The 10,073-nt window shown below is 72.6% G+C and carries 10 protein-coding genes and 1 rRNA gene; 7 read left to right on the top strand and 4 right to left on the bottom strand.

Going from position 1 to position 10,073, the window contains the following annotated elements; translation table 11 throughout:
* Positions 1–91 precede the first annotated feature (91 nt).
* A complete protein-coding gene (locus ISU07_RS23560) occupies positions 92–1,054 on the bottom strand; it encodes an alpha/beta fold hydrolase (protein WP_323742789.1) in 963 nt (320 codons plus the stop codon).
* Between the two features lie 120 nt (positions 1,055–1,174).
* Here ISU07_RS23560 and ISU07_RS23555 point away from each other — a divergent pair, with 120 nt between their 5' ends.
* The 7 genes from ISU07_RS23555 (at position 1,175) to ISU07_RS23525 (ending at position 8,222) form a co-directional block, all read left to right on the top strand.
* Positions 1,175–2,356: a PucR family transcriptional regulator gene (locus ISU07_RS23555; protein WP_323742788.1), complete on the top strand. Its 1,182-nt coding sequence runs from the start codon at positions 1,175–1,177 to the stop codon at positions 2,354–2,356.
* Positions 2,357–2,489: 133 nt separating this feature from the next.
* Positions 2,490–3,674 carry an acyltransferase domain-containing protein gene (locus ISU07_RS23550; protein WP_194709307.1) on the top strand — a complete coding sequence of 395 codons (1,185 nt, stop codon included), beginning with the start codon at positions 2,490–2,492 and terminating at the stop codon, positions 3,672–3,674.
* The gene (locus tag ISU07_RS23545; protein WP_194709306.1) at positions 3,674–4,684 is read left to right on the top strand and encodes a beta-ketoacyl-ACP synthase III; all 1,011 of its coding nucleotides are present in this window, start codon (positions 3,674–3,676) and stop codon (positions 4,682–4,684) included. The genes ISU07_RS23550 and ISU07_RS23545 overlap by 1 nt, the downstream gene beginning before the upstream one ends.
* 42 nt (positions 4,685–4,726) lie before the next feature.
* Positions 4,727–4,972: an acyl carrier protein gene (locus tag ISU07_RS23540; RefSeq protein ID WP_194709305.1), complete on the top strand. Its 246-nt coding sequence runs from the start codon at positions 4,727–4,729 to the stop codon at positions 4,970–4,972.
* 85 nt (positions 4,973–5,057) lie between these two features.
* Positions 5,058–6,296, top strand: coding sequence for a beta-ketoacyl-ACP synthase II (gene fabF / locus ISU07_RS23535; RefSeq protein WP_194709304.1), 1,239 nt, complete (start codon positions 5,058–5,060; stop codon positions 6,294–6,296).
* A 4-nt stretch (positions 6,297–6,300) separates the two neighbouring features.
* The gene (locus ISU07_RS23530) at positions 6,301–7,737 is read left to right on the top strand and encodes an acyl-CoA carboxylase subunit beta (RefSeq protein ID WP_194709303.1); all 1,437 of its coding nucleotides are present in this window, start codon (positions 6,301–6,303) and stop codon (positions 7,735–7,737) included.
* 50 nt (positions 7,738–7,787) lie between these two features.
* Positions 7,788–8,222 (top strand): hypothetical protein, encoded by a 435-nt coding sequence (locus tag ISU07_RS23525; RefSeq protein WP_194709302.1) that lies wholly within the window; start codon positions 7,788–7,790, stop codon positions 8,220–8,222.
* Between the two features lie 21 nt (positions 8,223–8,243).
* On the opposite strand, the gene ISU07_RS23520 is transcribed toward ISU07_RS23525, so the two are convergent.
* From ISU07_RS23520 to rrf, 3 genes are all read right to left on the bottom strand, one after another.
* Positions 8,244–8,762 (bottom strand): DUF3145 domain-containing protein, encoded by a 519-nt coding sequence (locus ISU07_RS23520; RefSeq protein ID WP_194709301.1) that lies wholly within the window; start codon positions 8,760–8,762, stop codon positions 8,244–8,246.
* Between the two features lie 175 nt (positions 8,763–8,937).
* Positions 8,938–9,855 (bottom strand): tetratricopeptide repeat protein, encoded by a 918-nt coding sequence (locus ISU07_RS23515; RefSeq protein WP_194709300.1) that lies wholly within the window; start codon positions 9,853–9,855, stop codon positions 8,938–8,940.
* A 126-nt stretch (positions 9,856–9,981) separates the two neighbouring features.
* Positions 9,982–10,073, bottom strand: a 5S ribosomal RNA gene (rrf, locus tag ISU07_RS23510); the annotation flags it as partial.

The raw sequence follows: 10,073 nt of genomic DNA, 5'->3' as shown, positions 1-10,073 counted from the left end.
GCCACCACCGCGCGTGACGAAGCACGAGGCGCCCGCCCCGAATATCGGGACGGGCGCCTCACCCTGCCCCTTGACAGGACTGGCCTACATATCAGCGGATCGGGGTGACGGTCGCGATCTCGACGGGCTGCTCGGTGGCTCCCGCCGGCACCCGCCCGTTGCGCAGCAGCGACCGGAAGCGGGCTCGGGAGTACGCCGCGGGCGGGGACTTGCGGATGAAGTCGTTGAGGATCCGCACGAACCGCTCGGGGTGGTCCTTGTGCGGGAAGTGCCCGGCGTTGGCGATCAGCTCGACCCGGGCGCCGGGGGCCAGCTCCGCGGCCAGCGACGCGTGGGAGGCAGGGATGACCCGGTCGTCCTCGCCCCAGATGACGCACAGCGGCATCGCCTCGGTGAGGTACGCGCGGTCGGCCATGGTCACGATCTGGCCGCGCCAGTCGACCACGGCGCGCGTGACGTGCGCGATGGCCGAGCGGGCGTCGTACTCGCGGAACGACTCGTAGATCGTCGCCACCTCGTCGAAGTCGCGGAACTCCTTGATGCCGGTGCGCTTCAGCGCCCTCATGGCGGCAGCCGCGACGTGGCGTACGCCGGGCATGGTCAGCGGCGCCATCACCAGCTCGAACCCCGGCGTGCTGATCGCCCGGATCACCGGCGTGACCTCGGGGCCGAGGCCCCCACTGCCCACCAGCACCAGGCGCTCGGTCCGCTCCGGGAACTGGTAGGCGAACTGCATCGCCACCCCGCCGCCGAAGGAGTGCCCGACGAGCGTCGCCTTGTCGATGCCGAGGACGGTCAGCAGGTCGCGCATCCCGTTGGCGTAGCCGCCCAGCGTGTAGTCCGCGCGTGGCTTGGCCGACTGCCCGTGGCCGAGGAGGTCCGGAGCGATCACGGTGTAGCGCCGCGCGAGCTGGTCGACGATCGGACCCCACGTCGTGTGGTCGGCGCCCAGCCCGTGCAGGAGGAGCACAGCGGGCCCGCTCCCCGTCTTGACGAACGCGCGGCGATGACCATGGATCGTGAGGTACTCGACCTCGTGACCAACCTGCGGCACACGTCCTCCAAGGGAAGTCTCAGCAAAGGTTCACCAGCGATTCAACCAGAACACGTTCCAGTCGGCGGTCGGTTGGTACCCGAAACGCCGTTCCCCACGCCCGGCCCATACGCTCGGAGCGTGCCCACACCCGTGCAGACCCGGGCCCGGGCCGTCCGCGACCTGCACCGCGCCACCGGCACCCTGAGCACGGCCGCGATGGCGCGGATGGACGACGAGATGCCCTGGTTCCGCGAGCTCAGCGCGGAGGACCGCTCGTGGGTGTCCCTCATCGTCCAGGCGGGCATCAAGAGCTTCATCGACTGGTACGCCGACGAGGTGCGGCACCCGGATCTCGACGGGTCCGCCGTGGCCGCGCAGGTGTTCGGCGCCGCCCCGCGGGCCCTGGCCGGCGTGATCAGCCTCCAGCAGACCGTCGACCTGGTCCGGCTGGGCATCGAGGTGGTCGAGTCCAACCTCGACGACGTGCTGGACCCCGACGACCGGCGCGACGTGCTCGGTGGCGTGCTGCGCTACGGCCGCGAGGTCGCCTTCGCCACCGCCGAGGTCTACGCCCGAGCCGCCGAGGTACGTGGCGCCTGGGACGCCCGCCTCGAGGCGCTCGTCGTCGACTCCGTGCTCCGCGCCGAGGCCGACGAGACGATGCTCTCCCGCGCCAGCGCCCTGGGCTGGGCCGACCGCGGCGCCGTGGCGGTCGTCCTCGGCGCGGTGCAGCCGGACCGCCGGGGAGGCGACCTCTTCGACGAGGTACGCCGCGCGGCCCGCGCCGCCGGCATGGACGCGCTGTGCGCCACCCAGGGTGACCGGCTCGTCGTGCTGCTGGGCGGGGTCGAGGACGCCGAGAAGTCCGCCCGCCACGTGCTCGCCTTCTTCGGTGACGGCCCGGTCGTCGCGGGTCCTGTCGTGGAGGACCTCGGGCACGCCCACGTGAGCGCGCGCAGCGCCACCTCGGCCCACCGCGCCGCCACCGGCTGGCCCGACGCCCCGCGCCCGGTGCGGGCCGACGACCTGCTCCCCGAGCGCGCGCTCGCCGGCGACGGCCACGCCCGACGGCACCTCGTCGAGGAGGTCTACCTCCCGGTCGCGGCCGGGCGGGACACCCTCGTCGAGACGCTGGCGGCGTACTTCGCCTCGGGCCGATCCCTCGAGGGCACCGCCCGCACGCTCTTCTGCCACCCCAACACCGTGAGGTACCGGCTGCGCCAGGTCGCCGACATCACGGGCCTGACCCCGACCGACCCGCGCGACGCGTTCACCCTGGAGATCGCCCTGGTGCTGGGCCGCCAGTCCGGCCGGGAGTGACCCGGCGAGCGGCCGCGGAAACACGGGCGTGACCTGACGGACACCTGTTTGTAGGAACCCTACAAGTCTCGACCATCGAGATTCGTGCGTGCCGAAGGTGAGCGCAGGGTCCCGACACGGCACAGTTGAGGGCGTGCTCGTCATCGTCGCGCCCGGTCAGGGTGCCCAGACCCCCGGCTTTCTCGCCCCCTGGCTGGCGGACCCGACGTTCGCCACCCGTTTCGGCTGGCTGTCGACGGTCGCGGGCATCGACCTGGCCCACTACGGCACCGAGGCCGACGCGGAGACCATCCGGCAGACCGAGATCGCCCAGCCGCTGCTGGTCGCCACCGGCCTGATCGCAGCGCTGGAGCTCTTCCCGCACCCGGCCGACGCGTTCTCGCTGATCGGCGCCGTGGCCGGGCACAGCGTGGGCGAGCTGACCGCGGCCGCCGGCGCGCGCGCCATCACCGCCGAGCAGGCGATGGTGCTGGTCCGCGAGCGCGGCAAGGCGATGGCCCAGGCCGCCGCCGTCACCAAGACCGGCATGACCGCGGTGCTCGGGGGTGACCGCGACGAGGTGCTGGCCGCGATCGACAAGCACGGTCTGACCCCGGCCAACGACAACGGCCCCGGCCAGATCGTGGCCGCCGGCACCCAGGAGCAGCTGGACGCCTTCGCCGAGGATCCTCCCGCCAAGGCGCGGCTGGTGCCGCTGAGCGTGGCCGGCGCGTTCCACACCGAGCACATGCAGCCCGCCGTCGGCCACCTGGCCAACCTGGCGCGCTCGGTCTCCACCCACGACCCGCGCACGCCGGTGATCTCCAACCGTGACGGCCACGTCGTCCACGACGGCCGCGACCTGCTGGCCCGCATGGTCGGCCAGATCGCCAGTCCGGTCCGCTGGGACCTCTGCCTGGAGACGATGTCCGACCTGGGCGTCACCGGCATCCTCGAGATGCCGCCGGCCGGCACCCTGACCGGCATCGCCAAGCGAGCCCTCAAGGGCGTGGAGACCTTCGCGCTGAAGACGCCCGACCAGCTGGACGCCGCCCGCGACTTCATCGCCCAGCACGGTGAGGCCTCGATGATCGAGACCTCCCCCACCTGGCGGATGGTCGTCTCCCCCGGCAAGGGCACCTTCCACCGCGCCGAGGCCGCCTCCGGCGCCGAGACCTTCGAGCCGGGCGCCACGATCGGCGAGGTCGCCAGCCTCCGCGACAGCACCACGATCACCGCCGCCCACGGTGGTGTCGTGGTCGAGTGGCTCGTCGAGGACGGCGACCTGGTCTCACCCGGACAACCCCTGCTGCGCCTGCACCCGGAGGTAGGACTCTGATGCCGATCCAAGAAGTCACCGGGAGCAAGCACGCGGCGATCCTCGGCATCGGCTCCTACCGCCCCTCGCGGGTGATCCCCAACGCCGAGATCATCGAGCGCATCGACTCCAGCGACGAGTGGATCCAGCAACGGTCCGGCATCAAGCAGCGCCGGTGGGCCACGCCGGAGGAGACCGTGCAGATGATGTCGGTCGCCGCGTCGCGAGCCGCCCTCGAGAAGGCCGGCATCGACGCGCGCCAGATCGACTGCGTGATCGTGGCCACGGTCACCCACCTCCTGCAGACGCCGGCGATCGCGACCGCCATCGCCTACGAGCTCGGCACCGACCAGGCCGCGGCGTTCGACATCTCGGCCGCCTGCGCGGGCTTCTGCCACGGCGTGGCGATGGCCAGCGACCTGGTGCGTGGCGGCAGCGCCGGCTACGCGCTGGTCATCGGCGTCGAGCGGCTCTCCGACCTGACCGACGTCGGCGACCGCGGCACGGCGTTCATCTTCGCCGACGGCGCGGGCGCCGCGGTGATCGGCCCGAGCGACACCCCCGGCATCGGCCCGGTGGTGTGGGGCTCGGACGGCGAGCAGTTCGACCTGATCCGGCAGAAGGAGGACTGGCGCGACGTCGTCGGCTCCGACGAGAAGGCCGGCAGCGGCGTGATGCCGCACCTGGTCATGCTGGGCAACCCGGTGTTCCGCTGGGCGTCGTTCACGATGGCCAAGACGGCCCAGCAGGCGCTGGACCGCGCCGGCGTCTCCATCGACGAGCTCGACGTCTTCGTGCCGCATCAGGCCAACATGCGCATCATCGACGCGATGGCGCGCTCCATGAAGCTCCCCGAGCGCGTCAAGATCGCCCGCGACATCGCCGAGCAGGGCAACACCTCCGCGGCCTCCATCCCGCTCGCGCTCGACCGCATGATCGCCGAGGGGGAGGCCAAGAGCGGCGACGTCGCCCTGCTCATCGCCTTCGGCGCCGGCCTCGCGTACGCCGCGCAGGTCGTCACGGTTCCCTGACCCACCAAGCAGCACCCAACCACCACAGGAGAGACACAGCAGATGGCCACCACCGAAGAGATCCGCGCCGACCTCGCCGAGATCGTCAACGAGGTCGCCGGCGTCGACGCCGACGACGTCCAGCTCGACAAGGCGTTCGTCGAGGACCTCGACGTCGACTCGCTGTCCATGGTCGAGGTCGTCGTCGCGTGCGAGGAGAAGTTCGGCGTCTCCATCCCCGACGACGAGGTCAAGAACCTCAAGACCGTCGGCGACGCCGTCGCCTTCATCGAGCGCGCCCAAGGCTGAGCCGGCTGCGCCGGTCCGGCGATCCCGGGCCGGCGCCCGCCACCCCCCTCAAGCACCCTGCACCACCGATCTCAAGAGGATCCACATGCCTGCGAAGCGAGTCGTCATCACCGGACTCGGCACCACCTCCCCGCTCGGCGGGGACGTCGCCTCCACCTGGGAGGCGATGATCAAGGGCCAGTCCGGCGTCCGGCACCTGACCGACGACTGGGCCGAGGAGATGCCGGTCAAGATCGCGGCCCGGGTGGCCGTCGAACCGACCGAGATCATCGAGCGCGTCAAGGCGCGCCGTCTGGACCGCACGTCCCAGTTCGCCGTCGTGGCGGCCACCGAGGCCTGGCGCGACGCCGGCCTCGAGGACGCCGACCTCGACAAGGACCGGCTGGGCGTCGCGATCGCCTCCGGCATCGGCGGCGTCACCACGCTCCTGGACAACTACGACGCCCTGCGCGACAAGGGCCCCCGCCGGGTCTCGCCACTCGCGGTCCCGATGCTGATGCCCAACGCCCCCGCGGCGAACGTCAGCCTCCTCTTCGGCGCCCGTGCGGCTGCCAACACCCCGGTCTCGGCCTGCGCCTCCGGCAACGAGGGCATCTCGCTCGCCCTCGACCAGATCCGCTGGGGCCGCGCCGACATCATCCTGGCCGGCGGCACCGAGGCCGCCATCCACCCGCTGCCGATGGCGGCGTTCGCGAACATGATGGCGCTCTCGAAGAACCCCGGCGACCCCGCCACCGTCTCCCGTCCCTGGGACACGGCCCGCGACGGCTTCGTCCTCGGCGAGGGTGCCGGCGTGCTCGTCCTCGAGTCCGAGGAGCACGCGAAGGCCCGCGGCGCGCGGATCTACGCCGAGGTGCTCGGCGCCGGCATCACCGCCGACGCCCACGACATCGCCCAGCCCGACCCGGCCGGCCGCGGCGGGTCGCGCGCGATCCTGCGGGCGCTGGCCGAGGCCGAGCTGGACCCGAAGGACATCGTGCACATCAACGCGCACGCCACCTCGACCCCGCAGGGCGACATCGCCGAGGGCCTGATGATCCACGCCACGCTCGGCTCGCACGCCGACTCGGTCGTGGTCACCAGCACCAAGTCGATGACCGGGCACCTGCTGGGCGGCGCCGGTGCGCTGGAGTCCATCGCCACCGTGCTGGCCCTGTACCACCGCCTGTCACCGCCGACCATCAACCTCGACAACCTCGACCCGCAGGTCGAGCTGGACATCCCGCGCGAGGCGCGCGAGCTGCCCGGCGGCCAGGTGGCGGCCCTCAACAACTCGTTCGGCTTCGGTGGCGCCAACGTCGCCGTCGCCTTCGGGTCGGTGTGACCACGTGACGACCACCGAGGCACCGGCGAAGCCCGCCAAGCTCCCCCGCGAGGAGGACCCGCGCCACCCGGTCAAGCGGCTGGGTGCGCTCTTCGACGAAGGCACGCTCGAGCTGATCACTCCCGACGACGACTCGGGGATGCTGGCCGCGGTGGGGGCGGTCAACGGCACGCGTGTCGTCGCGTTCTGCTCCGACGCCACCGTGATGGGCGGCGCGATGGGCGACGTCGGCTGCCGCGTGGTGGTCGACGCCTACCACCGGGCGATGACCGACAACGTGCCGATCATCGGGCTCTGGCACTCCGGCGGAGCCCGGCTGGCCGAGGGCGTGCTCTCCCTGCACGCCGTGGGCCGGATCTTCCACGTGATGACCCAGGCCTCCGGCAAGATCCCGCAGGTCTCGGTCGTGCTGGGCCCGGCGGCCGGCGGCGCGGCGTACGGCCCCGCCCTGACCGACGCGGTCATCCTCGGCCCCGAGGGCCGCATCTTCGTCACCGGACCGGACGTGGTCCGCTCGGTGACCGGCGAGGACGTCGACATGCTGCGGCTCGGCGGCCCCGAGCCCCACGGCCGACGTTCCGGCGTCGTGCACATCCTCACCGAGAGCGAGGCCGAGGCCCTCGAGAGGGCGCGCACGGTCGCGACCCTCCTCGGGTCCCAGGGCAGCCTCAAGGTCGAGGACGTCGAGGACCGCGACCTCGAGGCGATGCTGCCGGAGTCCAAGAAGCGCGCGTACGACGTGCACCCGCTGGTCGAGTCCGTCCTCGACGAGGGCACGGTCCAGGAGCTGCACCAGCGCTGGGCGCCCAACATCGTGACCGCGCTCGGCCGGTTCGGTGGTCGCACGGTCGGCGTGGTCGCCAACAACCCGCTGCGCCTCGGCGGCTGCCTGGACTCGCTGTCGGCGGAGAAGGCCTCCCGCTTCGTGCGCATGTGCGACGCGTTCGGTGTCCCGCTGATCGTGCTGGTCGACGTCCCCGGGTACCTCCCCGGCGTCGGCCAGGAGTGGGACGGCGTCGTACGCCGTGGAGCCAAGCTCCTGCACGCCTTCGGCGAGTGCGTGGTGCCCCGGGTCACCCTGGTGACGCGCAAGACCTACGGCGGCGCCTACATCGCCATGAACGCCCGCTCGCTCGGCGCCACGAAGGTGTTCGCGTGGCCGGGCGCCGAGGTGGCCGTGATGGGCCCGGTGGCCGCGATCCGCATCCTGCACCGGCGGCGGCTGGCCGACGTCTCCCCCGACCTGCGCCCGCGCGTGGAGGCCGAGCTGGCCGCCGAGCACGAGCGCCTGGCCGGCGGGGTCGACAGGGCCGTGGAGATCGGGGTCGTCGACCGCGTCGTGCAGCCCTCGGAGACCCGGAGTGCCATCGCGCGGGCCATCAACGACGCCGTCCAGACCGTCGGCGTGCGTCGCGGAGTGCACGGCAACATCCCGCTGTAGACCGCTCGGGGAGGGCGTAACCCACGCCCGGCGACACCCGTTGGACCTGGGTGACCACCGCCACCCGACTCACGGGCGCGGCCCTGTCGACGCTGCTGGTGATCGGCACGGGCACGCTCGCGTCGGCTCCGGCGAAGGCCTCGGAGACGGCGCCCGTGGACGCGGGCACGGGCAGCACCGCCATGCCGAACCAGGTGCTGCGGCGCGGGTGCCACAGGTACGGCTACACGTACTCGGTGGGCACCTCGACGGGTGACTGGGTGCTCGAGACGTTCCTGGTCGACCCCGACGGCCGCTCGGTGTCCTCCGGGGTGTTCAGCAGCGACTCCGAGCCGGACTCAGGCTCGGCGGCGTTCGGGCTGTGCCGCAGCGTCACGCGGTCCGGGCGGTTCACGATCACCGGCAGGCTGACGACGTACGACGGCTGGGACGACGCCGTCTCCTGGATCACGCCCACCACGGTGCGCCTGCACCGCCGCCGGTGACCCCTGACAGTCAGCCCGGAGCTACACCACCTGGTGCAGCCAGCGCACCGGGGCGCCGTCGCCGGCGTGCCGGAACGTCTCCAGCTCGTCGTCCCACGGCTTGCCCAACAGCTTGTCGATCTCGCCGATCAGCGAGGTGTCGCCCAGCGCCGCCTTGACGACGGCTGCCTTGAGCCGGTCCTCGGGGATCATGATGTCGCCGTGCAGCCCGGTCACCGCGTGGAAGACGCCCAGCTCGGGGGTGTAGGAGTACCGCGAGCCCTCGGTGGTCGTCGTCGGCTCCTCGGTGATCTCGAAGCGCAGGTGGTTCCAGCCGCGCAGGGCGGACGCCACGGCGGCCGCGGAGCCGGAGTCGCCGGCCCAGGAGAGCTCGGCGCGGTAGCTGCCGGCCTGGGCGGGCTGCGGCGTCCACGACATGTTCACGGCAACGCCGAGGACACCGCCGACGGCCCACTCGATGTGCGGGCACAGCGCGGACGGCGCTGAGTGGACGTAGAGCACGCCCCTCGTCGCGGTGCGGGATGCAGTCAGTGCGGTCACCCTGGGTCTCCTTCGGTCCCGGCGTTCGAGCAACGCCTTCCCCAGCGGTCTCGAGTTCGGTCCGAAGTCAGGTCGAGTGACATCGATGTAGTTGTGCCCACCATTGTGACGGATGGGACGCCGCAGCACCAGTGGAACGCGTGAGCCGGTCCAGTCGTGTCGGCCGACCTCCCGATCAGGCCTGCCGACGCTCCAGCGCGTCCGCGCGCGACGCGGCGTCGGTGATCTCGTCGCTGTCGATCGCGTGGGTGCGGTGGAACCACGCCAGCGCGTCGGTCTCCCGGCCGGCGGCCTCGAGGGTGTCGGCGTACGCGTAGCGCAGCCGCACCACCCACGGCTCGCGGCTCTTCGAGGTCAGCGGGGCCAGCTCCAGGGTCCGCAGAGCGGCGTCGAGCTGGCCCATGTCGCGCCGGGCGCCGGCCTCGACGATCGTCATCTCGGCCTTGGCCGCCGACGCGAACTTCGCGACCGACGGGCTCTTGGCCAGCTTCAGCGCCTGCTCGGGGTGACCGAGGGCGCGGTGGCAGTCGGCCATGATCGGCAGGTACGCCGTCGCGCCGTTCATCCGCTTGGCCGCCCGGAGCTCGGCGAGCGCCTCGGCGTAGTGCCCAGAGGCGTACGCCGCCTCACCGGTGGCCTCCCGCACCACGGCGAGCCGGGACGCGCGCGCGCGTGCGGCCAGCGTGTGCTGGTAGGCGGTCTCCGGGTCGGAGTCGATCAGCATGCCGGCCGCCGCCAGGTGCCGGGCCACGCGCGCCGCCAGCTTCTCCGGTAGCCCCTTGAGCTGGCCGCTCACCGAGCGATCCAGCTCGCCGCCGGTGATGTTCTCCGGGATCGGCGGGCCGTCGTAGACGGCCTGGCTCTCGTTGCGCGGCCGCTGCTCCTCCCTGGGCCGCGACCAGTCGCCCGTCCGCGGGGCGCGACTGCCCGTGCGGGCGCCACGCTGGCCCCGCGCCTGGTCGCCCTGGCGACGGTCGCCGTCGCGCTGGGGACCCTGACGCCGGTCGCCCTCGCGCCGCGGCCCGCCGGACCCGCCCCGGGACTGGCCGCCGGAGCGGCGCTCGGGGCGCGGGGAACGTCGCTGGTCGGCCACGGGGAGGTCACCTTCTCGGGGGGTCGTCGGTCGCTGTGCTGTTGGAGTGGCCCGGTGGGCCCGGGGCCAGTCTGGCCCCTGAACGCAACAGAGGCCACCGCGGGGGTGGCCTCTGTTGGAAAGGATGTTCGGCGGCGTCCTACTCTCCCACGCCCTCTCGGGGGCAGTACCATCGGCGCTGGCAGGCTTAACTTCCGGGTTCGGGATGGGTCCGGGTG

The sequence above is a fragment of the Nocardioides islandensis genome (assembly GCF_015352455.1).
GTDB lineage: Bacteria > Actinomycetota > Actinomycetes > Propionibacteriales > Nocardioidaceae > Nocardioides > Nocardioides islandensis.
Note: the sequence above shows the minus strand (reverse complement) of the source record. Positions and strands in the feature narration are given on the sequence as shown.